Origin of the sequence: Knoellia sinensis KCTC 19936, from assembly GCF_000768705.1 — a bacterium.
Lineage (GTDB): Bacteria > Actinomycetota > Actinomycetes > Actinomycetales > Dermatophilaceae > Knoellia > Knoellia sinensis.
Genome location: NZ_AVPJ01000003.1, coordinates 260,436 through 284,524 on the forward strand (window position 1 = coordinate 260,436; position 24,089 = coordinate 284,524).

Annotated in this window: 20 protein-coding genes and 1 pseudogene; 3 read left to right on the forward strand and 18 right to left on the reverse strand. The window is 68.5% G+C overall.

What is annotated here, in order from left to right:
- Nucleotides 1-95 precede the first annotated feature (95 nt).
- The 3 genes from N802_RS05980 to ilvA all read left to right on the forward strand — a co-directional run bounded on the left by N802_RS05980 (nt 96) and on the right by ilvA (nt 4,234).
- The gene (locus N802_RS05980; protein ID WP_035913585.1) at nt 96-1,682 is read left to right on the forward strand and encodes an NAD(P)/FAD-dependent oxidoreductase; all 1,587 of its coding nucleotides are present in this window, start codon (nt 96-98) and stop codon (nt 1,680-1,682) included.
- Complete coding sequence (locus tag N802_RS05985; RefSeq protein WP_035913588.1) at nt 1,679-2,572, forward strand: alpha/beta fold hydrolase; 894 nt, start codon at nt 1,679-1,681, stop codon at nt 2,570-2,572. The genes N802_RS05980 and N802_RS05985 overlap by 4 nt, the downstream gene beginning before the upstream one ends.
- Before the next feature lie 123 nt (nt 2,573-2,695).
- Nucleotides 2,696-4,234 (forward strand): threonine ammonia-lyase, biosynthetic, encoded by a 1,539-nt coding sequence (gene ilvA, locus N802_RS05990; RefSeq protein WP_035913591.1) that lies wholly within the window; start codon nt 2,696-2,698, stop codon nt 4,232-4,234.
- Nucleotides 4,235-4,310: 76 nt separating this feature from the next.
- Here ilvA and N802_RS05995 read toward each other — a convergent pair whose 3' ends face one another.
- From N802_RS05995 to N802_RS06075, 18 genes and pseudogenes are all read right to left on the reverse strand, one after another.
- On the reverse strand, nt 4,311-4,955 hold the full coding sequence (locus N802_RS05995; RefSeq protein ID WP_035913594.1) for a hypothetical protein: 645 nt from the start codon (nt 4,953-4,955) through the stop codon (nt 4,311-4,313).
- Between the two features lie 7 nt (nt 4,956-4,962).
- The gene (locus tag N802_RS06000) at nt 4,963-5,949 is read right to left on the reverse strand and encodes a polyprenyl synthetase family protein (protein WP_035913597.1); all 987 of its coding nucleotides are present in this window, start codon (nt 5,947-5,949) and stop codon (nt 4,963-4,965) included.
- On the reverse strand, nt 5,946-7,511 hold the full coding sequence (gene nuoN, locus N802_RS06005) for an NADH-quinone oxidoreductase subunit NuoN (protein ID WP_035913863.1): 1,566 nt from the start codon (nt 7,509-7,511) through the stop codon (nt 5,946-5,948). The genes N802_RS06000 and nuoN overlap by 4 nt, the downstream gene beginning before the upstream one ends.
- A gap of 11 nt (nt 7,512-7,522) precedes the next feature.
- Nucleotides 7,523-9,061 carry an NADH-quinone oxidoreductase subunit M gene (locus N802_RS06010; protein ID WP_035913864.1) on the reverse strand — a complete coding sequence of 513 codons (1,539 nt, stop codon included), beginning with the start codon at nt 9,059-9,061 and terminating at the stop codon, nt 7,523-7,525.
- On the reverse strand, nt 9,061-11,013 hold the full coding sequence (gene nuoL / locus N802_RS06015) for an NADH-quinone oxidoreductase subunit L (protein ID WP_035913599.1): 1,953 nt from the start codon (nt 11,011-11,013) through the stop codon (nt 9,061-9,063). Before nuoL ends, N802_RS06010 begins: the two co-directional genes overlap by 1 nt.
- Before the next feature lie 12 nt (nt 11,014-11,025).
- Nucleotides 11,026-11,325, reverse strand: a complete 300-nt coding sequence (gene nuoK / locus N802_RS06020; RefSeq protein WP_035903805.1) for an NADH-quinone oxidoreductase subunit NuoK — start codon at nt 11,323-11,325, stop codon at nt 11,026-11,028.
- Nucleotides 11,322-12,218 (reverse strand): NADH-quinone oxidoreductase subunit J, encoded by an 897-nt coding sequence (locus tag N802_RS06025; protein WP_084071908.1) that lies wholly within the window; start codon nt 12,216-12,218, stop codon nt 11,322-11,324. The genes nuoK and N802_RS06025 overlap by 4 nt, the downstream gene beginning before the upstream one ends.
- Complete coding sequence (gene nuoI, locus N802_RS06030) at nt 12,215-12,823, reverse strand: NADH-quinone oxidoreductase subunit NuoI (protein ID WP_035913603.1); 609 nt, start codon at nt 12,821-12,823, stop codon at nt 12,215-12,217. The genes N802_RS06025 and nuoI overlap by 4 nt, the downstream gene beginning before the upstream one ends.
- Nucleotides 12,816-14,270, reverse strand: coding sequence for an NADH-quinone oxidoreductase subunit NuoH (gene nuoH, locus N802_RS06035; protein ID WP_035913606.1), 1,455 nt, complete (start codon nt 14,268-14,270; stop codon nt 12,816-12,818). Before nuoH ends, nuoI begins: the two co-directional genes overlap by 8 nt.
- Nucleotides 14,270-16,750 carry an NADH-quinone oxidoreductase subunit G gene (locus tag N802_RS06040; RefSeq protein WP_035913608.1) on the reverse strand — a complete coding sequence of 827 codons (2,481 nt, stop codon included), beginning with the start codon at nt 16,748-16,750 and terminating at the stop codon, nt 14,270-14,272. Before N802_RS06040 ends, nuoH begins: the two co-directional genes overlap by 1 nt.
- Entirely contained in the window at nt 16,747-18,060 is a 1,314-nt protein-coding gene (nuoF, locus tag N802_RS06045; protein ID WP_035913610.1) for an NADH-quinone oxidoreductase subunit NuoF, read from the reverse strand. The genes N802_RS06040 and nuoF overlap by 4 nt, the downstream gene beginning before the upstream one ends.
- Complete coding sequence (locus tag N802_RS21150; RefSeq protein ID WP_483790091.1) at nt 18,057-18,416, reverse strand: sunset domain-containing protein; 360 nt, start codon at nt 18,414-18,416, stop codon at nt 18,057-18,059. The genes nuoF and N802_RS21150 overlap by 4 nt, the downstream gene beginning before the upstream one ends.
- Nucleotides 18,417-18,743: 327 nt before the next feature.
- A pseudogene (gene nuoE / locus N802_RS06050) lies at nt 18,744-19,508 on the reverse strand (NADH-quinone oxidoreductase subunit NuoE); the annotation flags it as partial.
- On the reverse strand, nt 19,508-20,935 hold the full coding sequence (locus tag N802_RS06055; protein ID WP_035913614.1) for an NADH-quinone oxidoreductase subunit D: 1,428 nt from the start codon (nt 20,933-20,935) through the stop codon (nt 19,508-19,510). The pseudogene nuoE and the gene N802_RS06055, both read right to left, overlap by 1 nt.
- On the reverse strand, nt 20,935-21,747 hold the full coding sequence (locus tag N802_RS06060) for an NADH-quinone oxidoreductase subunit C (RefSeq protein WP_035913619.1): 813 nt from the start codon (nt 21,745-21,747) through the stop codon (nt 20,935-20,937). Before N802_RS06060 ends, N802_RS06055 begins: the two co-directional genes overlap by 1 nt.
- A complete protein-coding gene (locus N802_RS06065; protein WP_035913621.1) occupies nt 21,744-22,340 on the reverse strand; it encodes a NuoB/complex I 20 kDa subunit family protein in 597 nt (198 codons plus the stop codon). The genes N802_RS06060 and N802_RS06065 overlap by 4 nt, the downstream gene beginning before the upstream one ends.
- 85 nt (nt 22,341-22,425) lie before the next feature.
- Nucleotides 22,426-22,788 carry an NADH-quinone oxidoreductase subunit A gene (locus tag N802_RS06070; protein WP_035913623.1) on the reverse strand — a complete coding sequence of 121 codons (363 nt, stop codon included), beginning with the start codon at nt 22,786-22,788 and terminating at the stop codon, nt 22,426-22,428.
- Nucleotides 22,785-24,089, reverse strand: coding sequence for an FAD-dependent oxidoreductase (locus tag N802_RS06075; RefSeq protein ID WP_035913626.1), 1,305 nt, complete (start codon nt 24,087-24,089; stop codon nt 22,785-22,787). Before N802_RS06075 ends, N802_RS06070 begins: the two co-directional genes overlap by 4 nt.

A 24,089-nucleotide genomic window follows, 5' to 3' on the forward strand; every position in this document is an offset into this window, starting at 1 on the left:
GGGAGTCGGCCTGAGCACGTGAGCACCAGATGGTCTGTCCAGTGAGCACCCGACAGGAGGACTGTCTGAGGCGAACCGCGACGAGAGGACCTGCCATGTTCGCCACCCCCGCGTTCCCGACGCACGACCCAGATCACGGTGCACCGATTCACCCGCGGCACCTGGGCACCGTGCTCGTCCTTGGCGGGAGCATCGCTGGGCTTCTCGCCGCCGCTGCGGTGGCGCCGTTCGCGGATCGAGTCGTCGTCGTCGAACGCGACCCGCTCCCCGATCAGCCCGGTCCCCGCCCCGGCACACCTCAGGCCCAGCAGAGCCACGCCCTGCTCGCCTCTGGATGTGCCGCCATCGACGAACTCCTGCCGGGCGCGAGCCATGACCTCGTCGTGCTGGGAGCACACAAGGGCGACAGCGCCGCGGAGGTCCACACCTTCGCCGGCGGCGGGCGCCTGACCGCCACCGTGGCTGGCGCTGACAGCCTCGCAGTCTCGCGGCTGATGCTCGAGGCCTACCTGCGATCTCGTGTCCGCGAACTCGCCGTGGTCACCCTTCTCGACAACACGGACGTTCGCGGGCTGCGCGGCGAGCTCACGATGGGACGACCCCGGGTGTCCGGCGCGCACATTCACGATCCCGGTGATCAGGAGGGCGAGGACGAATCCCTCGACGCCGACCTGGTCGTGGACGCCACGGGAAGCCCGGGACGGGCCGCCGCATGGTTCGCGCGCGAGGGTTGGGATGTCCCGGAGCACGAAGCCTTCGCCGTGGGTGTCCGCTGCGCAACCACACACCTTGCCCGCTCATCCGGCGATGTCGGGGGCCGCACAGGCGTGCTGTCCCTGGCGACGCGGCAGACCCCACGCCAAGGCCTCGCACTCGCCCAGGAGGACGGGGCCTGGACCCTCACCCTGACCAGCTACGAGGACCGCCCGCCACCCGCCGATCCAGAGGGGTTCCGCGCCTTCGGACACTCCGTCGATGCCCCCGAGATCGGAGAGCTCCTCGACACACATGAGGTCTTGGAGCCGCCGCGGCCGTATCGCCTCCCGCACAGCACCCGACGTCGGATCGAGCGAACGACACTGCCGTCCGGGTACGCCGTCATCGGGGATGCCCTCTGCAGCCTCGACCCCAACTTCCGTCAGGGCATGAGCGTCGCGGCACTCCAGGCCGTCGCCCTGCACGACGAGCTCGCCCAGTCGGGGGCTCGAGACAAGCGGGTGGACGCCTACCATCGCCGCGCCGTAGCCATCGTCGACCAGGCATGGGACATGGTCGTGACAGCCGTCCATGGCATCCGCGGCACAGGTGAGGGCCGGAGCGAGAAGGCGTTCGTCAGCTACGTCGCCGCGGTCCAACACGGTGCCAGATCGGACCCCGAACTCGCGCGGGCGTTCCTGCGCGTCGTCAACATGCTCGACCCTCCGCAGGCCCTCATGCGCCCGGGCATCGTCGTGCGGGTGGCGGGCGCGGCGGCCCATCTCCCACCCACGCACCTGCCGTCGGTCCATCTCCCGGTCCACCTGCCCAAGGTTCCCCTGCCGGAGGTTCACCTCCCATCGCCCCCTCTCCCAGAAATCCTCATGCCCGTGCAGATCGCGGCACGGAGGACGAAGGCGAGGCGAGCGGCCCGCAAGGGTGGGCGGACGGCATACAAGATCAAGGATCAGGGGTCGGTGTCATGACAGATCTCGTCACGCCCGCGCCGCGCTCCCCAGAGAAGGCTCCGGCCTACTACCCGGCACCGGTGAGGGTGGTCTTCGGGATCGCCGAAAGATGGGCGCCCGCGGTCGGCGCGCGTCTCGCGCACAGCGTGGCGGGCAATCCGCCTCGACCGCCCGAACGGGTGCGGGCACGACGGCCGGAGGGTTTCACGCCGGGTCGTGCCGTCAGCGTCTCGGTCGAAGGTGGTCGCGTCGCCGCGTGGGAGTGGGGTGCCGGAGACCGCACGGTCTACCTGACACACGGCGCGCTCGGATGGGGCCACCAGTTCGCATGGTTCGTCGGACCACTCGCCGAACGAGGCTTCCGTGTGGTCACCTTCGACTGGTTGGGTCACGGTGAGTCGGCCCGCGTCCCGCGGCGGATGGGCGGGTTCGAGGCCGCCACGAAATGGACCCAGCTTCTCGACGCTCTGGGACCGGCATATGCCGTCGTCGCTCACTCGGTCGGTGCGCTGCCGACCTACCACGCGCTCGGGCACGGACTCAGCGTGGATAAGTGCGTCCTCCTCGCCCCACGCGCCACCATCAACACCGCAGTCGAGGGGATGACCCGTCAGATCGGCGCCGGTCCCAAGGTCCTCGCGCGGCTCCTGTCGGCCATCGGCAAAGAGCGCAACGTGTCCCTGGGTGACTTCGATGGTCCGGCCCAGGCCCATGAGTGGATCGACATCGATGCGCTCATCGTTCACGGACGTCACGACGCCGAGGTTCCTGTCCACGAAGGAGTCGCAGTCGCGCACGCGTGGCACGGCAGCCACCTCTCGATCATTGAGCGTGAACTCGGCCACCGCTCCATCCTGCGCGACCCCGAGGTCATCGCGTCCGTCGTCGAGTTCCTGGAGGACGACTGAGTGCGATGGCCATGGACCCACTGATGGCCCCGCACCGCACCGGCCTCACGTGTTGGCCGTCTCGCTTGTCTCGCCTGATGGTCAGCCTGTCCCTGTTGCTGTTGTCGGGGTTTGCTTGTCCTCATGTCCATCCCTGTGCACGCTGGACCGGGCAACGGCTCGGAGCACCTGAGAGCGGTGCTGCGAGCTCCCGTCTACGAAGCTGCGGTGGTGAGCCCGCTCGAGCCCATGGAGTCACTCTCGGCACGCCTCGACAACACCGTCTCGGTGAAGCGAGAGGACCGGCAGCCCATCCACTCCTTCAAGATCCGGGGTGCCTACACGCGGATGCGGGCGCTCGGAGACGAGGAACGCGCGCGCGGGGTCATCACGGCGTCGGCCGGCAACCACGCCCAGGGCGTCGCCCTCTCGGCGTCCCTCCTCGGCGTTCACGCCGTCGTCGTCATGCCCGTGACCACGGCTCCCATCAAGGTCGGCGCGGTCCGCGGCCACGGAGCCGAGGTTCTCCTCGTCGGGGACACCTTCGACACCGCCAAGGCAGAGGCTCTGCGACTGGCCGACGAACGGGGTCTGACCTACGTCGCCCCCTTCGACGATCCCCTCGTCATCGCCGGGCAGGGCACGATCGGCCTCGAGCTGATCCAGCAGGACGCCCACCTCGACCGGGTCTTTGTGCCCGTCGGGGGCGGTGGTCTCGCCGCCGGAGTCGCCGTTCTCATCAAGAACCTCATGCCGGCCATCAAGGTCATCGGTGTCGAGCCGGCCGACGCGGCGTGCCTCACCGCCGCTCTGGGTGCCGGCGAGCCCATGGAGCTGCCGGAGGTCAGCCGCTTCGCCGAGGGGGTCGCCGTCAAGCGGATCGGAGACCTCACGTTCGACCTCTGTCGGCGCTACCTCGACGACGTGATCACCGTTGATTCCGACGAGATCTGCGCGGCTGTCAAGGACATCTTCGAGGACGTCCGCGCTGTCGCCGAGCCGGCAGGTGCCGTGGCGCTCGCAGGACTGAAGAAGTACGCGGAAGCACACGGCATACAGGGAGAAAGGTTGGCGCACATCCTCTCCGGTGCCAACGTCCCCTTCGACACGCTGCGCTACATCAGCGAGCGGGCCGAGATCGGCGAGCACCGTGAGGCGCTGTTCGGTGTGACGATCCCCGACCGCGCTGGCGCCTTCCTCGCGTTCGTCGACGTCCTGGCCGGCCGCTCGGTCACGGAGTTCAACTACCGCAGTGACGGCTCCGATCGGGCCCGCATCTTCGTCGGTGTCCAGCTCACCGGCGGTGCGGCCGAGGGGCGCGAGATCCACGAGAACCTCACCGCCGCGGGCTACGAGTCCGTTGACCTGTCGACCGACGACACCGCCAAGACGCACGTGCGCTACATGATCGGCGGCCGCTCCCCCGGCGTCGACGAGGAGGTCTACAGCTTCGAGTTTCCCGAGCACCCGGGGGCACTGAGCCGGTTCCTCACCGAACTCGGGACACGCTGGAACATCACGATGTTCCACTACCGCAGCCACGGAACCGACTACGGGCGCGTGCTGTGCGCGTTCGAGGGCGTGGCCGGCGACGAGGACTTCGCGGCCCACGTGACGACGCTCGGCTACCCCTGCCAGGACGTGTCAGCGTCCCCGGCTCTGGAGTACTTCCTCCTCCGCTGACGCCCACCATCGTCGTGGTGTCCAGTCAGGCGCGCGCCAGAGCCCGGGCCTGACTGGACACTGGGCGCAAGGGCGTTCAGAGCAGGTCGAGCGCGTGCGCGACCGCGGCCGGCGGACTCGCCAGCACCGGCGTCACCACCTCGGCAAGGAGGTCGAGAGCACCCATCATGCTGGCCTGAGCCAACACGACGACATCGGCCCTCATCGCCATGGAACGCGCCGACGCGGCAACGACAGCGAGGTATGCCGCGTGGTCACCTGCCTCGAAATGCGCCCATGCGCCCTCGGCCACCTCCACGACGACGTCGATCTCACGGTCCGCGGCAGCAGCCTCCTCACGGAGGAGTTCCACGGTCGGCTGGACGGTGGACTCGAGCGCCGCGACGACACCAACGCGGGAGCCCTGAGCAACCGCGCGTCTGGCCATCGGTCGGTCGACACGCAGCACTGAACCCGAGAACACCTGTGGCCCCACGGATTCCGCGACCCCACCGATCGTCGAACACGTGCAGACGATGACCTCCGCGCCCCCGTCGGCCAAGTTCTTCACCTGTCGGGCGACGAGCTCGGCTACATCCTGCGGGTCACCCGCCCGAGCCGTCGCCAACGCGCCCTCGTCGACGAGATGGAGCGCCTTCACCGCCGCGTCGGCACCGCGGGTGAGACGGTCGAAGGTCGGGACGTGGACCGGAGAGGTGTGCAGGTAGCCGATCGTGCCCATCGATCGGTCAGGAGGCGCGGTGCGTGACCGAGGTGGCGAGTGCGAGGAGGGCTGTCTTTGCCTCGCTGTCCGGGAGCTCGACGAGAGCAGCCTGGGCTTCCTCGCCGACGGCGCGGGTCTCCTGGCGGGCCCGGTCAAGCGCAGGGTGGGCGCGCAACAGTTCCAGCGCCTCGCCGAGTTCGGCGTCCCCCGAGAGATCCGAGTTCAAGAGTTCATGGAGGCGGGCGTCGTCCGGTGACGTCGAGGCAAGGGCGTGCAGCACCGCCAACGTCCGCTTGCCCTCGCGCAGGTCGATGCCCGGCGTCTTGCCGAGTTCCTCGGCCGAGGACTCGATGTCGATGAGGTCGTCGGCGAGCTGGAAGGCCATGCCGAGTCGCTCGCCATAAACCCGCATCGTCTCGACGACCTCGGTCGAGCAACCCGAGAACATCGCGCCGTAGCGAGCCGCCGTCGCGATGAGGACTCCGGTCTTGTCCTGAAGCACGCGGAGGTAGTAGGCCCCCGCGTCCTCGCCCTCCGGCGCCTGTCGGTCGTCGCGGATCTGGCCCGTGCAGAGTCGGATGAAGGTCTCGGCTTGGATGCGGACGGCCTCCGGGCCCAGCTCGGAGACCAGCGCGGACGCGTGGCCGAAGAGCAAGTCACCCACGAGGATGGCCGTGGAGTTGTCGTATGCCGTGTTGGCCGTCGGTGTGCCTCGCCGCAGTTCTGCCTCGTCCATGACGTCGTCGTGATACAGCGACGCGAGGTGGGTCAGTTCAACGGCCGCGGCCGCCGTGATGACGTCGTCGTTGATGCCGTCACCGAGTTCGGCCGCCAGGATCGTGAGCATCGGCCTGAAGCGCTTGCCACCGGCACGCAGCAGGTGGACGTTGGCCTCGGCGATGAACGGGTCCTCGTGGTCGATGCGCTCCTCGATGAGGGCCTCGACCCGAGCGAGTCCGTCCGTGAGGCGTTCCTGCAACCCTGCCGACACCTCCGGGAGGGCGAGGGTCACAGGAGGAACTTCGAGACGTCTTCGGCCAGCTGGAGGACCGGGCCCGGGACCACGCCGAGGATGACGGTGCCGACAGCCCCGACGGTGATGGCGATGGTCGAGGCGATCGACGGGGTCAGCGCGACGACGTCGTCACCGGTGGGCTCGGTGAAGTACATGAGCACGATGAGCCGGAAGTAGACGAAGGCCGTGACTGCCGAGGCGAGCACACCGACGACGACCATGAGGATGCCCGCGAGCCCACCGTGTGCCACCGCCGGAGCGAACGCCGCGAACTTCGCCGTGAAGCCCGACGTCAGCGGGATGCCGGCAAAGGCGAGGAGCAGGAGCACGAAGATGCCCGCGATGACCGGGTGCTTGCGACCCAGACCCGCCCACTGCGACAGGTGCGTCGCCTCGGAGCCGCCGGAGCGCACGAGCGCGATGATCGCGAACGCGGCGATGGTCGCGAGTCCGTAGGCGACGAGATAGAACAAGACGCCCGACACGCCTGTGCTGTCGAAGGCCAGGACGCCGACGAGGATGAAGCCCGCATGGGCGATCGACGAGTAGGCGAGCAGTCGCTTCATGTCGGTCTGCGTCACGGACAGGACGGCGCCGACCACCATCGTCAGCACAGCAATGGCGGCAACACCGAGGCGCCACTCGAGACGCGAGGCCTCGACGCCGACGTAGGCCAGGCGCAGGATCGCACCGAAGGCGGCCACCTTGGTCGCCGCAGCCATGAAGCCCGTGACCGGGGTCGGCGCGCCTTGGTAGGCGTCCGGGGTCCACGAGTGGAACGGCACCGCGCCGACCTTGAAGAGCAGACCAATGAGCGCGAGGACGACACCGGGGAGGAGCAGGCCCTCATAGGCGCTGTTCCCGGCCCGGATCGCGGCCGCGATGGCCCCGAGGTCGGAGGAACCGGCGTACCCATAGAGCAGTGCGGCACCGAAGAGGAAGAACGCCGACGAGAACGCCCCGAGCAGGAAGTACTTGAGCGAGGCCTCCTGCGAGAGGAGACGTCGGCGTCGGGCCAAACCGGTCAGCACGTAGAGCGGCAGCGACAGCACCTCGAGCGCGACGAACATCGTGATGAGGTCGTTCGAGGCGACGAACATGAGCATGCCGAACACCGCGAAGAGCGTCAGCGGGAACGCCTCGGACGTCGCGAAGCCGGCCCGCTCGGCAGCGGCCTCGGCCGGCGAACCCGGAGTCGCCGCACCCATCGGGGTGAAGGCATCGGCCGACCGACCGCCGAAGCGCTCGGACATCGTCAGCACCCCGAGGATCGCGAAGATCAGGAGCGTGCCCTGGAGGAACAGCGCCGGTCCGTCGATGGCGAGGGATCCGCCGAGGGTCACCGCATGGTGGTTCACGGAGATCAGGACGAGCACGACGAACGCCGCGATCAGGCCGACGAGCGTGAGCCCGACCTGGATCGTGTGGCGCGCGAGCCGTGGTGCGAACGCCTCGACGAGGACGCCCACGAGGGCGGTGCCCACGACGATGAGCATCGGCGCGACGGCGGCGTAGTCGACCTTGACGGCCTCGAAGGCCATGGGGGCGATCGACGGCATGAGGGCGGCGGTCACTGGGCACTCCCGGTGGCGTGGGTCGGCGCCGGATCTGTGGCACCGACGAGCTGGAGCGTCTGCTCCACGGCGGGGTTGACGAGGTCGAGAACGGGCTTCGGATAGAACCCGAGCAGGATGAACGACGCGATGATCGGCGCGATGACGAGCTTCTCGCGCAGGCCGAGGTCACGCGGCTCACTGCCCTCGACGAAGGTCGGTCGAGGTCCGGTGAAGACCCGCTGGTAGGTCAGCAGGATGTAGAGCGCGGCGAGCACGATGCCGACCGTCGCGATGGCGGCAGCCCACTTGTAGCGCTGGAACGTGCCGGCGAGGACGAGGAACTCCGACACATAGGACGACAGCCCCGGCAGGGCCAACGACGACAGGCCCGCCACGAGGAACGACCCGGCCAGGACCGGCGTCACCCGCTGCCAGCCGCCATAGTCCGCGATCCGTTGCGAGCCGTGGCGCGCGATGAGGAACCCGGCGAGCAGGAAGAGCCCGGCCGTCGCGAACCCGTGGTTGACCATGTAGAGCGCGGACCCGGCACCGGCCGTCGACGTCATCGCGAAGATGCCCATGACGATGAAGCCGAAGTGGCTGATCGACGTGAACGCGATGAGGCGCATGATGTCGCGCGACCCGATGGCGAGCAGCGCGCCGTAGATCACCGAGATGACCGCCAGCGTGATGACGACCGGCGTCGCCCACTTCGACGCCTCCGGGAAGAACCCGAGGCAGAAGCGCAGCATGCCGAAGGTGCCGACCTTGTCGAGGACGCCGACGAGGAGCACGGCCGTGGCCGGGCGCGACTCGGCGGCCGCATCCGGCAGCCACGTGTGGACCGGCCACATCGGCGCCTTGATGGCGAACGCGATGAAGAAGCCGAGGAACATCCAGCGCTGCGCCGCGGTGGAGCCACCGACCTGGCCCTCGAGGGACTCGTAGAGGAAGCCCTGTTCTCCGCCGGGTCCGTAGAAGTAGAGCGCGATGACGGCGACGAGCATGATGAGCCCGCCGACGAGCGAGAAGAGGATGAACTTCACGGCGGCGTACTGGCGCCGCGGCCCGCCGAAGAGTCCGATCAGGAAGTAGACCGGGATGAGCATGGCCTCGAAGAAGACGTAGAAGAGGAACACGTCACGGGCCGCGAACACACCCACCATGAAGGTGAGCAGCACGAGCATGAGCGCGAAGTAGGTCTTCTCCCGCTGCGGGTCGGCGTCCTCACCCAAGTCGTTCCACGCTGCGAGGAGGCAGATCGGCGTGAGGATCGTGGCCATGACGATGAGCGACAGGGCGATGCCGTCGACGCCGAGGGCGTAGGACACCCCGAACTGCGGGATCCACGAGTGCGTCTCGGTGAGCTGGTAGCGGTCGCCGCCGTTGTCGAACCGGGCCCACGCGACGAGGGCCAGCGCGAGGGTCAGGAGCGAGGTCGCCAGGGCGATCGGCTTGGCCAGTCGCGACGACGTGGCGGGCAGGAGCCAGACCACCGCCGCGCCGACGAGCGGCACGACCAGCATGAGCGTGAGCAAGGGCAGGCCGGACATCAGTTCATCACCCACAGTGCTCCGAGGACGGCGACGACACCGGTGAGCATCGTCAGTGCATACGACCGGGCGTAGCCGGTCTGGAGGCGGCGCAGTCGCGAGGACAGCCCGCCGATGGACGCGGCGATCGAGCCGGCGACCCCATCGACACCCTTGCCGTCGGTGAAGACGAGCGCGCGGGTGAGGTGGATCCCGGGTCGCATGAAGAGACCCTCGTTGATGGCGTCCTGGTAGAGATCGGCTCGGGCGGCCTGCGTGACCAAGGACCCGCGCGGTGCCGTCACCGGGACTGCGTCACGCACATACAACATCCACGCGTAGAACGCACCGCCGGCGACCAGCAGCAGCGTGAGCCCGATGATGACGGGGACCGCGAGCACCGGGTGCTCGTCACCGTGTCCGCCGACGAGCGGCTCGAGCCAGTGCGTGAACGTGTCGCCGAAGGACAGGACGAGGCCGAGGAGACCCGACCCGACCGCAAGGACGATCATCGGCACGGTCATGGTCAGCGGGGACTCGTGCGGGTGCACGCCGCGCTCTGCGTCCTCGTGCTCATCGACCCAGCGCTCCTTGCCGTGGAACGTCATGAAGAAGAGGCGGGACATGTAGAACGCGGTGATTCCGGCGCCGAGCATCGCGATGCCACCGAAGACCCACGGCCGCCAGCCCTCGCCGATGAACGCGGACTCGATGATCCCGTCCTTGGACCAGTAGCCCGAGAACGGCGGGACACCGAGGATGGCGAGCCAGCCGAGGCCGAACGTGATCCACGTGATCTTCATGTACTTCGACAGTCCGCCGAAGCCACGCATGTCAACGCGGTCCTTCATGCCGTGCATGACCGAGCCGGCGCCCAAGAACATCCCGGCCTTGAAGAAGCCGTGGGTGATGAGGTGGAAGATCGCGAACGCGTAGCCGACCGGGCCGAGGCCTGCGGCGAGCATCATGTAGCCGATCTGGCTCATGGTCGAGGCCGCGAGGGCCTTCTTGATGTCGTCCTTGGCGCAACCGACGATCGCCCCGTAGAGGAGCGTGATCGCACCGACGATGGCGACGGCGAGCTGCGCATTGGGAGCGGCGTTGAAGATCGCGTGCGACCGGACGATGAGGTAGACGCCGGCGGTGACCATGGTCGCCGCGTGGATGAGCGCAGACACCGGCGTCGGGCCGGCCATGGCGTCACCGAGCCAGGACTGGAGCGGGAACTGCGCCGACTTGGCGCAGGCACCGATGAGGAGCAGCAGCCCCAGCGCGGTCATCGCCGTCGAGCCCGCCTCGGGCGCAGCCGCGTGGACGGTGGCGAAGTCGACCGACCCGAAGGTGAAGAACATGAACATGATCGCGATCGACATGCCGACGTCACCGACGCGGTTGACGAAGAACGCCTTGTTGGCCGCGGTCGCGTAGGCCGGGTTGTGGTTCCAGAAGCCGATGAGGAGATAGGACGCGAGACCCACGCCCTCCCAGCCGACGAACAGCAGGAGGTAGGAGTCGGCGAGCACCAGCAGCAGCATCGACGCGACGAAGAGGTTGAGGTACGCGAAGAACTTCCGGCGATCGACGTCGTGCTCCATGTAGCCGATGGAGTAGACGTGGATGAGCGAGCCGACGAACGTGATGAGCAGGACGAACGCGACCGACAGCTGGTCGATCAGCAGCCCCGTCTCGAGCTGGAACTGGCCGGCCGGCACCCAGTTCCATCCGCCCACGTGCGCAGGGCGCTCTTCGGCGCCCCGCCCGATCATGGCAATCCAGATGACGAAGCCGAGGACGAAGCTTCCCCACGACAGTGCGGTCGCGAGCAGGTGGCCCCACGCGTCCGTGGCCTTGCCTCCGAGAAGGAGGATCGCTGCACCCAGGAGCGGGAGCAGGACGAGAAGCCACGCGTATGCCGTGATGCCGGTGGCCGCGGCCACCTCACCTTCCGCGGCGAGCAGTGCGTATGTGTTCACGAGTGCGGCCCCTTAGAGCTTCAACAGGTTGGCATCGTCGACCGAGGCCGAGCGGCGGGCACGGAAGATCGCCATGATGATGGCGAGACCGACGACGACCTCGGCCGCGGCGACCACCATGACGAACAGGGCGATGACCTGCCCGTCGAGGTTGCCGTGCATGCGGGCGAAGGTGACGAACGCGAGGTTGGCGGCGTTGAGCATCAGCTCGACGCCCATGAAGACGACGATCGCGTTGCGCCGGGTCAGGACGGTGGCACCACCGATGACGAAGAGCAGCGTCGCGAGGTAGATGTAGTTGATCAGGCTCACGACTGACCCTCCTGGTCGGTCTCGGCCTCGGTGGCCTGGTCGCGGCGAGTGCTCTCGTCGGTGCGGGCAGCACCGTCCGTGCGGGCGGCTGCACCGTCACCATCGTTGAGAGCGTCGGGTGACCACGCGGCGCTGCCGACCTCGCGCTCGATCTCCTGCTCGGCCTCAACCCACGGGGTGGCCGAACCGACCTGGCCGCGGGCGGTGAGGACACGAGAGACGGACAGTTCGCTCGGGGAACCGTCGGGCAGGAGTGCCGGCGTGTCGACGGCGTTGTGGCGGGCGTAGACGCCGGGCACCGGGAGGCCAGCGAGGTTCTCGCCGGAGCGGATCCTGCGCTCGCTCCAGGTGCGCTGGTCGGGCTTGCTGCCGATGCGCTCACGGTGCGCCAGCACCATCGCGGCAAGGGCGGCGGTGATGAGCAGCGCCGACGTCGTCTCGAAGACCCACACGTAGCGGCCGAAGATCAGTTCAGCGACACCGGAGACGTTGCCGGTCTCCGCGTTGACCGCCTTGAGCCTGTCCGCGGGGGCATCGCCGATCGTGATCCGTCCGAGCGCCGCGGCGAGGAAGACGCCGAGGCCCAGCGAGAGCACGACGGTCGCGGCGCGCTGCCCCTTGAGGGTCTCGATGATGCTGTCCGAGGAGTCGACGCCGACGAGCATGACGACGAAGAGGAAGAGCATCATCACGGCGCCGGTGTAGACGAAGATCTGGATGACGCCGAGGAAGTCCGCGTCCTGGGCGAGGTAGAACACGCCGAGGATGATCATCGTCAGGGCCATGCCGAGGGCTGCGTGAACGGCCTTGCGGGCGAAGATGAGCGCGAGTGCGCCGGCGATGGCGATCGGTGCGCAGATCCAGAAGAGGACTGCTTCTCCGGTCCCGGTCATGCCTTGGCCTCCTGCTCATCCGTGACGTGGTGCGCCTCGACCCATTCCTTCTGGGTGGGCGTCGCGCCCGAGACCTTGCCGAGGTAGTAGTCGCGCTCCTCCATCCCGTGCACCATCGGGTGCGGGGCAGCGACCATGCCGCCCTGGAGCGGAGCGAGCAGCTGCTCCTTGGTGAAGATGAGGTCGGCGCGGTTGTTGTCGGCCAGTTCGTACTCGTTGGTCATCGTCAGCGCGCGCGTCGGGCAGGCCTCGATGCACAGCCCACAGAAGATGCAGCGCAGGTAGTTGATCTGGTAGACGCGGCCGTAGCGCTCACCGGGGCTGAAGCGCTGCCCGGCTGCGTCGTCATTGTTGGCACCTTCGACGAGGATCGCGTCGGCCGGGCAGGCCCAGGCACAGAGCTCGCAGCCGACGCACTTCTCGAGACCGTCGGGGTGACGGTTGAGCTGGTGCCGGCCGTGGAATCGCTGGGCGGTGGGGCGCTTCTCCTCGGGGTACTCGGTCGTGGCGACCTTGCGGAACATCGTCGCGAAGGTCACCCCGAACCCACCCACGGGAGCGAAGAGGTCGGAGAAGAATCCGCCCTTCTGAGACTTTTCAGCCACGAGTGGCCTCCTTGTCGGATGAAGCGGTGTCGGAGCCGGCCTCGCGGACGGGGTCGGCCTCGGGAAGTGCGGGTGCGCCGACGCGAGCGGTCTCGCGCAGTGTCTGGCCCGGCAGCGGCGGGACGACGAACCCTCCCGCATACGGGTCGATCTCTTCCGGCGGAGCCGCCGCCGCTGCAGCTTCCCTGGCCAGAGCGCGGTTGTCCCACCACCAGCCGAAGATCAGCGCGGCGACGGCCACGAGCGCCACGATGGCGAGCGACGACACCGGGAACCGGCGGCCCGCGATCTCGAGCGCAGCGTCACCGAACCAGCCGTTCTGCGCGCCACGGAAGAACGCGACCAGCACGACCCAGCCGAGCGTGGCCGGGATGAGGAACTTCCAGCCGAAGCGCATGAACTGGTCGTAGCGCGTGCGAGGCAGCGAACCACGCAGCCAGACGAAGACGAACATGAACATCCAGAGCTTGATGGTGAACCAGAGCAGGCCCCACCAGCCCTCGTTGAACATGCCGTCGTTGATGGCGGCAATGCCGGGAGGTGCCTGCCATCCGCCGAGGAACATCGTCGTGGCGAGCGCGGCGACGGTGAACATGTTGATGTATTCACCGAGGAAGAACATGGCGAAGCGCATCGAGCCGTACTCGGTGTGGAAGCCACCGGTGAGCTCACCCTCACCCTCGGCGAGGTCGAACGGCAAACGGTTGGTCTCGCCGACCATCGTGATGACGTAGACGAAGAAGCTGAAGAACGCCGGGATGATGTACCAGACGTTGGACTGCGCGCCGACGATCTGCGAGGTCGACATCGAGCCGCTGTAGAGGAAGACGGCGACGAGCGACAGTCCCATCGCGATCTCGTAGGAGATCATCTGCGCCGACGAGCGGAGTCCACCCATGAGCGGGTAGGGCGAGCCCGAGGACCAGCCGGCGAGCACGACGCCATAGATGCCGATTCCCGCGATGGCGAGCACGAACAACACCGCGATCGACGAGTCGGCGAGCTGGAGAGGCGTGCGATGCCCGAACATGCTCACCTCACCGGCGAGCGGGATGATCGCAAACCCGATGAAGCACATCGTCGCCGTGATGAGCGGCGCCAGGGTGAAGACGAACTTGTCCGCCTTGGCGGGCGTGTTGTCCTCCTTGAGCATCGACTTCATGCCATCGGCCAGGGTCTGGAGCAGACCGAACGGGCCGTTGCGGTTGGGGCCCGGTCGCTGCTGCATGCGGCCGATCACGCGGCGCTCGAACCAGATGACGAGCAGCGTCGAGAGCAGCAGGTAGACGAAGATCAGCAGCGCCTTGACGAGCGAGAGCCACCACGGGGTGTCGGAGAAGTCCGCCCTCGGGTTGTCCTTGCCTTCGGCAGGAAGCGCCTGTATGCCGGCCAGTGCAGTGTCCGCGAACGTCGCCGTCGCGTGTTGCAGAGTCAGAAGAGTGCTCATCAGGAATCCACCTTGGTGACGGAGACGCGGATGCCCGGGGCGTCGCCGAGGGTGCTCCGCAGGTCACACCCGTCGGAGTTCGTCGGGAGCCAGACGACATGGTCGGCCATCTGGACGATCGCCACGGGGACGGTGACGGTGACGTTGCCGGCCACGACGTTGACGACGTCGCCGGCAGCGACGCCGAGCGACTCCGCGGTCGCGGCCGAGACCTTTGCCGCGGCCTTGGGCGCGGTTCCGGCCAGGAACGGCTCGCCGTCCTGGAGGGAGCCCTGGTCGAGCAGGTGGCGCCAGGTCGCGAGGACCAGGTGACCGTCCTCGGCGCTCGGCACCTCGCCGGCCTCCACGGTGGGAGCCGAGACGCGCTCGCCCGTGTCCGGGCCAAGACGCTCCATCTCCGCGCGGACCTCGGCGACCGTCCGGCAGCCCAGGAACTCGCCCATCTCGTCGGCGAGCATGTCCAGGGCGCGGTGGTCACTGACGTAGCCGGTCTCGAGGGCACGCTCGAAGGTGCGGACGCGTCCCTCCCAGTCGACGAAGGTTCCGGCCTTCTCGGCGTGGACCGCCACGGGCAGGACGACGTCGGCCACGGCAGTCACGGCGGACTCACGAACCTCGAGCGACACGACGAAGGGTGCATCGAAGGCGGCAGCGGCGCTGGCACGACCGAAGTCGAGTGGATCGACGCCACCCACGACGAGTGCTCCGATGTCACCGGTGCGGGCTGCTTCGAGGATCGCCGCACCGTCACGCCCGGCAACGTCCGGAAGACCGATGACGCCCCAGGCCGAGGCGACCTCGGCGCGAGCCGTGGCATCGGCGACCGAGCGTCCTCCCGGGAGGAGGCCAGGCAGCGCTCCGGCTTCCAGCGCACCGCGTTCACCCGCACGACGCGGGATCCAGGCGAGGCGTGCACCGGTGGTCTCGGCGAGTCGAGCGGCCGCACTGAGCGCGCCGGGAACGGTCGCGAGGCGCTCGCCGACGAGGATGATCGCCCCTTCAGCGCGCAGTGCCTCGGCGGCGTCCCGCACGGTGTCGGGGCCTTCGCCCGCCGCACCGCTGGCGGAGCCGAGCGCGAGCGCGTCGAGCACCTCGGGCTCGGTCCCCGGAGCGGTGGGGATGAGGTGACCGGAGACCTTGGCGAGCCCGCGAGTCGCGACGGGCGACACGGCATACACGGCCGTCTTGTTCTTGCGCGACGCCTTGCGAAGACGAAGGAAGACGATCGGGCTCTCGTCCTCGGGCTCGAAGCCCGCGAGGACAACGGTCTTGGCCTTCTCGAGGTCGTCGTAGGTGACTGATCCACCCTGGGGGCCGGTGCCGACGACGTGCGATGCGAGGAACTCGGCCTCCTCGGCCGAGTGCGGGCGCGAGCGGAAGTCGATGTCGTTGGTGCCGAGCACGGCGCGCGCGAACTTGCCGTAGGCGTAGGCGTCCTCGGCGCTGACCCGGCCACCGACGAGCACACCGACACCGTGGGCGCCGCGGAGGCCCCTGGCGGCGAACTCGAGAGCCTCGCGCCACGAGACGACCCGGAGGTCGCCGTTGTCGCGAATCATCGGGAGCTCGAGTCGATCCGGCGTCGTGGCGTACTGGAAGGCCCAGCGGCCCTTGTCGCAGTTCCACTCCTCGTTGACCGCCGGGTCGTTGGCCGCCATGCGGCGCAGGACCGAGCCACGACGGTGGTCGGTGCGCGTCGCACAGCCTGCGGCGCAGTGCTCGCAGACGCTCGGGGTGGAGACGAGGTCGAACGGACGGGCACGGAAGCGGTAGGCCGCGCCGGTGAGCGCACCGACCGGGCAGATCTGGACCGTGTTGCCCGAGAAGTAGGACTCGAAGGGCTTCTCCTCGTAGATGCCGACCTGCTGGAGGGCGCCGCGCTCGACGAGGGCGATGAACGGGTCACCCGCGACCTGCTCGGAGAAGCGCGTGCAACGCGCACAGAGGACGCAGCGCTCGCGGTCGAGGAGGACCTGGCTCGAGATGTTGATGGGCTTCGGGTAGGTCCGCTTGATGTCGTCGAAGCGGCTCACCGGGCGGCCGTTGCTCATCGCCTGGTTCTGCAGGGGGCACTCGCCACCCTTGTCGCAGACCGGGCAGTCGAGCGGGTGGTTGATGAGGAGCAGCTCCATGACACCCTGCTGCGCCTTGTCCGCCACCGGCGAGCTGTGCTGGGTCTTGACCTCCATGCCGGGCGAGACCGCCATGGTGCACGAGGCCTGGGGCTTCGGCATGGGGCGGAGCTGGCCGTCGGGGCCGGGCGTCGCGACCTCGACGAGGCACTGGCGGCAGGCGCCGACCGGCTCGAGGAGCGGGTGGTCGCAGAAGCGCGGGATCTCGATCCCCGCCTCTTCGGCGGCGCGGATGACGAGGGTGTTCTTGGGAACGGACACGTCGATGCCGTCGATGGTGAGATCCACCATCTCGACGGCGGGCTTCTCGTCCACCGTCTTGGTCTTGTCGTTCGAGGTCACAGTCATGCGGTCACTCGGTCCTTGTGGAAGAGCGTGGACTCTTTCCGGTCGAAGGGGCAGTGGCCCTGCGTGAGGTGCGCGATGTATTCGTCGCGGAAGTACTGGATCGAGCTCGTGATCGGGCTCGTCGCTCCATCGCCGAGCGCACAGAAGCTGCGGCCCAGGATGTTGTCGCAGATGTCGAGGAGCTTGTCGAGGTCCTCCTCGGACCCCTGCCCGTGCTCGAGCCGACCGAGGATCTGCTTGAGCCACCACGTGCCCTCACGGCACGGGGTGCACTTGCCGCAGGACTCGTGCTTGTAGAAGTCGGTCCAGCGGTCGACGGCGCGCACGACACAGGTCGTCTCGTCGAAGATCTGCAGGGCGCGGGTGCCGAGCATGGACCCCGCCGCCGCGACGGACTCGAAGTCCAGCGGGGTGTCGAGGTGCTCGGCCGTGAAGAGCGGCGTCGACGAGCCACCGGGCGTCCAGAACTTCAGCGCCTTGTTCTCGTCGCGCATGCCACCGGCCATGTCGAGCAGCTCGCGCAGCGTGATACCGAGGGGTGCTTCGTACTGGCCGGGGTTCTTGACGTGACCCGACAGGCTGAAGATGCCGAAGCCCTGGGACTTCTCGGTGCCCATGTCACCGAACCAGTCTGAGCCGTGGAGCAGGATCGGCGGGACCGACGCAATGGACTCGACGTTGTTGACGACCGTCGGGCGCGCGTAGAGACCGGCAACAGCAGGGAACGGCGGCTTGAGGCGCGGTTGGCCGCGGCGGCCTTCGAGGCTGTCGAGGAGCGCGGTCTCCTCACCACAGATGTAGGCGCCGGCGCCGGCGTGCACGGTGACGTCGAGGTCGAAGCCCGACCCGTGGATGTTCTTGCCCAGGTGACCGGCGGCGTAGGCCTCCTCGACCGCACGCAGCAGTCGGCGGTAGACGTGGACGACCTCACCGCGGAGGTAGATGAAGGCGTGGTTGCAGCCGATCGCGAAGGACGTGATCGCCACGCCCTCGATGAGGAACTGCGGCGCCGCCATCATGAGCGGGATGTCCTTGCACGTGCCCGGCTCCGACTCGTCGGCGTTGACCACGAGGTAGCGGGGGCCACCGTCCGGCGGGGGCAGGAAGCCCCACTTCATGCCCGTGGGGAAGCCGGCGCCGCCACGGCCACGCAGGCCGGAGTCCTTGGTCATCTGGACCAGATCAGCCGGGGCCATACCGAGCGCCTTCTTGAGCGCCTGGTAGCCCTCGTTGCGCTCGTAGGTCTCGAGCGTCCAGCTCTGCGGGTCGTCCCAGAACTTCGTGAGGATCGGCGTCAGCGTGGTGCTCATGCTTCGTCGCCCTTCTTCTTGCGGTCGAGCGCATTGGTGAAGCCGGCCGCCGCGGCCGACTCCTCGTCACGGAACCACACTTCGGCCTTGGTGCGGCCGTACCACGGCGACTTCGGCGTGTGGAAGAGCATCGAGTTGGCGTTGCCCTTGATGTCCCAGCCGTCGGGACCCGAGCCGTCGGGTCCGGCTTCCACCGTGCCGGCGCCGAAGGAGGACGTCGAGAAGCCGGCCGGCGCAGCACCGTCGGTCTGCACGACGGGTCCAGTGGACGTGGGCGACGCGGGTGTCCCGGTCGGCGCCGCGTCACCCGAGGGCTCTGCCTCCGCAGTGGAGGAGCCGTCGTCAAAGAGCGTCACGGGGGTGGGCTCCGCGGGCGCGCTCGAGGCGGCCTTGTCGTCAGCCTTGCCCTCGGCCGCCTTGTCGTCAGCCTTGCCATCGGCCTTGTCGTCAGCCTTGTCCCGGGCCCCGGCTTCCGCAGGTGCCTTGTCGTCGGCCTTACCCGCAGCCTTGTCGTCGGCCTTGGTGGGGGTCGTCTCGGTCGCTGCGGCAGAGCCGGGCTTGCTGGCGGACGAGTGCTCGTCGCCGGTCTTGGGCTCACCGGCCTTGGGCTCACCGGCCTTGGGCTCACCGGCCTTGGGCTCACCGGCCTTGGGCTCGGACTCACCCTTCGCGGGCGCGGCCGGGCTTGCGTCCGCACCGTTGGTCGCCCCGGCAGCCGCATCCGCGGACGCAGCGCCAGCGGGAGCCTCCCAACCGTTCTCCTTGGCGACCTCGAGGCCGCGGACCGACGCCGGTCCCGCCCCGACGCCCTCGTCCGCAAGACCGTCCGGGAAGCCCGCGAGGACGCGCGACATCTGCTTGAACGTGCACACGCTGTTGGGGCCACGGGTCGGCTTGACCGGGGCACCCGAGCGCAGGTCGTCGACGAGCTGGTTCGTGGACTCCGGCGTCTGGTTGTCGAAGAACTCCCAGTTGGCCATGACGACGGGTGCGTAGTCGCACGCCGCATTGCACTCGATGCGCTCGAGGGTGACCTTGCCGTCGGCCGTGGTCTCGTCGTGACCGATGCCCAGGTGCTGGGAGACCGACTCCCAGATCTCGTCGCCACCCATGACGGCGCACAGCGTGTTGGTGCAGACCCCGACGGTGTATTCGCCGTTGGGGTGGCGCTTGTATTGCGTGTAGAACGTCGCCACACCCGAGACCTCGGCGCGGCTCAGCTCCAGGACCTCGGCGCAGAAGTCGATGCCGCGACCGGTGACGTAGCCGTCGACCGACTGCACGAGGTGCAGCAGGGGCAGGAGCGCCGAGCGTTTCTGCGGGTAGCGCGAGATGACCTCGGTCGCGTCCGCATGCATCGACGCAAGGACGTCAGCGGCATACGGCTCCTTGGACTCGGCCGGCACCGTGAGGTGACCGGCCGCTGTCTGCAATCCGTAGTGCTCCATCAGCGGTCCACGCCTCCCATCACCGGGTCGATGGACGCGACGGCAACGATGACGTCGGCCACCTGACCCCCCTCGGACAAGGCCGCAACGGCCTGCAGGTTGTTGAAGCTCGGGTCGCGGAAGTGCGCCCGGTAGGGGCGCGTGCCACCGTCGGAGACGACGTGGCAGCCGAGCTCACCCTTGGGCGACTCGACCGCGACGTAGGCCTGACCGGCCGGGACCCGGAAGCCCTCGGTGACGAGCTTGAAGTGGTGGATCAGGGACTCCATCGAGGTGCCCATGATCTCGCGGATGTGGTCGAGGCTGTTGCCCTGGCCGTCGCTGCCGACCGACAGCTGCGCCGGCCACGCGATCTTCTTGTCCTCGATCATGACCGGGCCGTTGACCTTCTTGAGCCGCTCGACGCACTGCTCGACGATCCGGAGCGACTGATACATCTCGTCGAGACGGATCCGGATGCGGTCGTACGCGTCGGCGTTGGTGCGCGTCACGACCTCGAAGTCATAGGTCTCGTAGCCGCAGTAGGGCTGGCTCTTGCGCAGGTCGTGCGGGAGGCCGGTCGAGCGGAGCATCGGCCCAGTGATCCCCAGAGCCATGCAGCCTGCGAGGTCGAGGTAGCCGACGTTGACGGTGCGGCCCTTGAGGATCGGGTTCTCGTTGAGGAGCAGCTCGAGCTCACGCAGTCCCTTGCGCAGCTCACCGACAGTGCTGGAGACGAGGTCGAGGCACCCGTGCGGGAGATCCTGCGCCACACCGCCGGGGCGGATGTAGGCGTTGTTCATGCGCAGGCCGGTGACGGCCTCGAAGATCCGCAGGATGCGCTCGCGCTCCCGGAAGCCCACGGTCATGACGGTCGTCGCGCCGAGCTCCATGCCACCGGTGCCGAGGCACACGAGGTGGGAGTTGATCCGGGTCAGCTCCATCATGAGGACGCGGATGATGCTCGCGCGCTCCGGGATCTGGTCCTCGATGCCGAGGAGTCGCTCGATGCCCAGGCAGTAGGTCGCCTCCTGGAACATCGGCGTGAGGTAGTCCATGCGCGTGCAGAAGGTCACGCCCTGCACCCAGTTGCGGAACTCCATGTTCTTCTCGATGCCGGTGTGCAGGTAGCCGATGCCCGCGCGGGCCTCGGTCACCGTCTCACCGTCGAGCTCGAGGATGAGGCGGAGCACGCCGTGCGTCGACGGGTGCTGCGGCCCCATGTTGACGACGATGCGCTCCTCGTGGAGGGCGGTCGCCTCGTCGACGAGGTCGCCCCAGTCGCCGCCGGAGGCGTTGAAGACGCGAGCGCCTTCCTCGCGGTCGGCGTCCGTCGTCGCGTACGGATCGGCCTGACCGTCGCCGAGTGCCGAGTGCAGGCCGGGGCTCTGCTGGTCCGCCGGGATGTCCTCGTAGACCGTGTCGGCTGCGTTCTTTTGAGTGGCCATCAGTTGTACGACCTCCGCTCGTCGGGCGGGGGTACGACCCCACCCTTGTATTCCACGGGGATGCCACCCAGCGGATAGTCCTTGCGCTGGGGGTGCCCCGGCCAGTCGTCCGGCATGAGGATCCGGGTCAGCGCCGGGTGACCCTCGAAGACGATGCCGAACATGTCCCAGGTCTCGCGCTCGTGCCAGTCGGCGCCGGGCCACGTCTCGACGACCGACGGGATGGTCGGGTCGGATTCGGGGGCGCTCACCTCGAGCCGCACGCGGCGGTTGTGGGTGATCGACAGCAGGTGGTAGACCGCGTGCAGTTCACGCCCGGCCTCGTTGGGGAAGTGCACGCCCGAGACGCCGGTGCACATCTCGAACCGCAGGGCCGGGTCGTCGCGCAGGGCGCGGGCGACGGTCGGCAGGGCCTCGCGGGCGACGTGGAGGGTCAGCTCACCGCGGTCGACGACGACCCGCTCGATCGCAGCATCAAAGGCACTGGATGCCGTGCCGTCAGAGTTCAGAGCGGTCTCGAGGGTGCCCGTCAGCTCGTCGAAGTAGCTGCCATAGGGCTTCTCGGCGGCGCCGGGGAAGAGGATCGGGGTGCGCAGGCCGCCGTAGCCGGTCGTGTCGCCGCCCTTGGTGGGGCCGAACATGCCGCGACGCTCGCCGATCTGGACGGGCGACGTGTCACCTGCGGCGTTGGCCGCGGCGAGGTCGAGGTCCGTGGCGTGCAGGTTGCCGGAATCCACGGTCGGTTCCGGTGGGGTGGCCTTCGGCTCCTCGGGCGCCTTCTCGGCAGACTTCTCAGTGGGCTTGTCGCTCATGCGAGGAGGTTCTTCCCGGGCGTGGCGGTGAGGGCGCCGTGGTCGTGGGTCGGCGGCATGAGATGCGTCGGGGTGGCGCGGAGTGCGGCCTCCTCGGCAGCGCGAGCCGCGGCGACACGGTTGACGCCCAGCTTCGAGTTCTGGATCTGGTCGTGCAGCTCGATGATCGCGTTGAGCAGCATCTCGGGCCTCGGCGGACAGCCCGGGAGATAGATGTCGACCGGGATGATGTGGTCAACGCCCTGGACGATCGCGTAGTTGTTGAACATGCCGCCGGAGCTGGCGCAGACGCCCATCGAGATGACCCACTTGGGGTTGGGCATCTGGTCGTAGACCTGACGGACGACCGGCGCCATCTTGTTGGACACGCGCCCGGCGACGATCATCAGGTCCGCCTGACGGGGGGTCGCCGAGAAGCGCTCCATGCCGAAGCGGGCAATGTCGTAGTCCGGCGTACCCACGGCCATCATCTCGATGGCGCAGCAGGCCAGGCCGAACGTCGCCGGCCAGATCGAGGCCTTGCGCATGTAGCCGACGACGTTTTCGAGCGTCGTCAGGACGAAGCCAGCAGGCAGCTTCTCCTCGAGTCCCATCAGAGACCCCTTCCAGTCAGTTCAGTCAAAGCACACGGCTCAGTCAAAGCACACGGCTCAGGCAGAGCACAGGGCACGGAGATCATCAGTCCCACTCGAGTCCCCCGCGCTTCCACACATAGGCGTAGGCGACGAACACGGTGAGGATGAACAGCACCATCTCGACAAGCGCGAAGAGGCCGAGCTGGTCGAAGGCGACGGCGAACGGGTAGAGGAACACCGACTCGATGTCGAAGATGATGAAGAGCATCGCCGTGAGGAAGTACTTGATCGGCACGCGACCACCGCCGTGGGCGCGCGGCGTCGGCTGGATGCCGCACTCGTAGGGCTCGGACTTCGCGCGGTTGTAGCGCTTGGGTCCGACGACGAGGCTCGTACCCACCGACAGCGCTGCGAAGCCGAAGCCGAGCGCGAGGAGGAAGAGGATCGGGACGTAGGGGTTGCTCATCGCTGATCAACTCCCCTTTCGTTGCCAGGGTGTGCGGCGGCGCTGGTCACGCGCCCCATCGTAGAGGTCGTGACGCAGGTCTCAAGAGCGGCACGGTTCGGCGTGGTGAGGCGCCGGAGGACAAGCTTCATGAGGGCCTCCCGCGGGAGCGCCCACGTCGTGACGGCTCGCGTCACCGACGGACGTTCGAGGAGGCTGGTTGCGGTGCGTGCGAACCGGCGGTGAGAGCCCAGCGCGTCACGCACAACCGTGTCGTATGCCGTGAGCTCACCTTCGCGTTCCGCTGCGGTCCCGAGTGCGAGGGCTCGGTCCACCGCGGCCGCCGCGAGGCGCGCGGAGATGAGGGCCGACGCGACGCCTTCACCGGTCCAGGGGTTCGCGAGACCCGCCGCGTCGCCGAGGCGAAGCACACCGTTCTCGTGCCGTGGAGTGAGGTGTGACCCCGTGGCCAACCGGCCACCCTCGATCGGGCCGGTCATCGTCGCCGCGCTGAGTTCCCAGTTGCCGGGAAGCGCCCGGAGCCACTGCTCGAGGACGAAGGCGCACTTCTCGGTCGTGGCACTCGTGTCGCTGGCCAGGGCACCGACCCCAACCGTGACGTGGCCGTCGCCGCGACCCACGATCCAGCCGTGACCGGGGAGGGTCGCGCCGTCGGCGTCCGCGAGGCGGAGCCAGGACTCCACGTGGTCGTCGGTGCCGCGCGGGCTCGCGAAGTCCGCCGTCACCGCGACCGCACCCTCCGACTTTGTGCCCGACTGGGACACCCCCTCCCCCGACTTTGTGCCCCACTGGGACAGGCCCAGACCGGACGCGTCGATGACGACACCTGCCTCAATGCGGCTGTCGCGGCCATTTGCCCCGCGTAGCGACACCCCGCTGACGCGACCCGACTCGTCGGTCGCGAAGCCCGTGACCTCGGAACCGAAGCTGATGTGCACGCCGCGACTCACGGCATACGCGGAAAGGGTCTGGGCCAGAGCGGAACGCGAGCGGACGAGGCCGTGGACTGGTCGCCCGTCGACGTCGGGCCAGGCCAGCGCGAGGCGCATGCCGCCACCGACGAAGCGGACTCCCGTCGTGCGGTGCCAGGTGTCGGTCTCCGAGGCGGGGAGGCCCAGGGTCGCGAGCTCGGAGACTGCCGTCGGCGTGAGGGCCTCTGCCGAGTCGGAACCGGAGTGGTCGGCCGCGCGTTCAAGGACGAGGACGTCGTGTCCGGCTGCGCTCAGGTGTGCCGCAGCAGCGGAACCGGCCGGGCCGGCTCCGATGACGACGACGTCTGCACGCGCAGTGGCGAGGGTCAC

Excerpts from the sequence above, each read along its gene's own strand:
- N802_RS05985 (WP_035913588.1), top strand. The coding sequence starts at position 1,679 with ATGACAGATCTCGTCACGCCCGCGCCGCGCTCCCCAGAGAAGGCTCCG.
- N802_RS06025 (WP_084071908.1), bottom strand. The coding sequence starts at position 12,218 with ATGACCGGGACCGGAGAAGCAGTCCTCTTCTGGATCTGCGCACCGATC.
- nuoH (WP_035913606.1), bottom strand. The coding sequence starts at position 14,270 with ATGAGCACTCTTCTGACTCTGCAACACGCGACGGCGACGTTCGCGGAC.
- nuoN (WP_035913863.1), bottom strand. The coding sequence starts at position 7,511 with ATGCCGTCGATCGCCCCCATGGCCTTCGAGGCCGTCAAGGTCGACTAC.
- N802_RS06060 (WP_035913619.1), bottom strand. The coding sequence starts at position 21,747 with ATGAGCGACAAGCCCACTGAGAAGTCTGCCGAGAAGGCGCCCGAGGAG.
- N802_RS05995 (WP_035913594.1), bottom strand. The coding sequence starts at position 4,955 with ATGGGCACGATCGGCTACCTGCACACCTCTCCGGTCCACGTCCCGACC.
- nuoF (WP_035913610.1), bottom strand. The coding sequence starts at position 18,060 with ATGAGCACCACGCTGACGCCGATCCTCACGAAGTTCTGGGACGACCCG.
- N802_RS06040 (WP_035913608.1), bottom strand. The coding sequence starts at position 16,750 with ATGACTGTGACCTCGAACGACAAGACCAAGACGGTGGACGAGAAGCCC.
- N802_RS05980 (WP_035913585.1), top strand. The coding sequence starts at position 96 with ATGTTCGCCACCCCCGCGTTCCCGACGCACGACCCAGATCACGGTGCA.
- ilvA (WP_035913591.1), top strand. The coding sequence starts at position 2,696 with ATGTCCATCCCTGTGCACGCTGGACCGGGCAACGGCTCGGAGCACCTG.
- N802_RS06070 (WP_035913623.1), bottom strand. The coding sequence starts at position 22,788 with ATGAGCAACCCCTACGTCCCGATCCTCTTCCTCCTCGCGCTCGGCTTC.
- N802_RS06065 (WP_035913621.1), bottom strand. The coding sequence starts at position 22,340 with ATGGGACTCGAGGAGAAGCTGCCTGCTGGCTTCGTCCTGACGACGCTC.
- N802_RS06055 (WP_035913614.1), bottom strand. The coding sequence starts at position 20,935 with ATGGCCACTCAAAAGAACGCAGCCGACACGGTCTACGAGGACATCCCG.
- N802_RS06010 (WP_035913864.1), bottom strand. The coding sequence starts at position 9,061 with ATGTCCGGCCTGCCCTTGCTCACGCTCATGCTGGTCGTGCCGCTCGTC.